The sequence below is a fragment of the Zoogloea sp. genome (genome assembly GCF_023150065.1).
In the GTDB taxonomy this organism is placed as follows: Bacteria; Pseudomonadota; Gammaproteobacteria; order Burkholderiales; family Rhodocyclaceae; genus Zoogloea.
In genome coordinates this window covers 1-548 of record NZ_JAKLLN010000209.1, presented here as the reverse complement: position 1 = coordinate 548, position 548 = coordinate 1, and the positions used below count along the sequence as shown (strand labels likewise).

The following is a 548-nucleotide window of genomic DNA, read 5'->3' as shown; positions in this document are numbered from 1 at the left end:
TGCTCAAGGGCGCCTCCCTCGAGGCCTTCGCCCTCAAGCTGACCGACCTGCCCAGCGCCTCCGACGAGGGCGCGGGCCTGGCGATGCTGTCGGAAAGCGATGAAGCCGTGCCGTCCGCGCCTGCCGGAGTCGCAGGCTCCGGCGGCTTGATTGATGCAATGCTGAGGATGCCCCTCGAAACGGGGCAGGATTGACGTGATGAAGAGTTTGCGTGTTTCGGGGCTGGCCGGTGGGCTGGCCCTTGCCTTGTCCGCCCTGGCCGGCAGCGCCCAGGCCCAGCAGGCGGCGCCGGATGCCGGTGCGATGCCGGCGGCCTCTGCCGGTGACGCCAGCGGGGTCGGGCCGGATTGCCCGCTGCTGATGCAGGAGGCCGAGGCCAACCTCGAACTGGGCCGCCAGGCCGCCCGGGCTAAGCGCTGGCGCGAGGCCGCGCCGCTGCTGCGCGACGCCGGGGCCGGTTTTCTCAATGTCGCCGCCAGCTGCCCGGCGGTCGCCGCCCGGGCCAACCGCCAGGGCGACGCCGCCACGGCCGAGATGCGCAGCGCCGA

General features: G+C 73.4%; 2 protein-coding genes. Both read left to right on the top strand.

Going from position 1 to position 548, the window contains the following annotated elements; translation table 11 throughout:
* A partial coding sequence (locus tag L6Q67_RS24315) for a hypothetical protein (protein WP_296576336.1) occupies window positions 1-194 on the top strand: 194 nt, incomplete at its 5' end.
* A 4-nt stretch (window positions 195-198) separates the two neighbouring features.
* The coding region (locus tag L6Q67_RS24310) for a hypothetical protein (protein WP_296576333.1) at window positions 199-548 on the top strand (350 nt) is incomplete at its 3' end.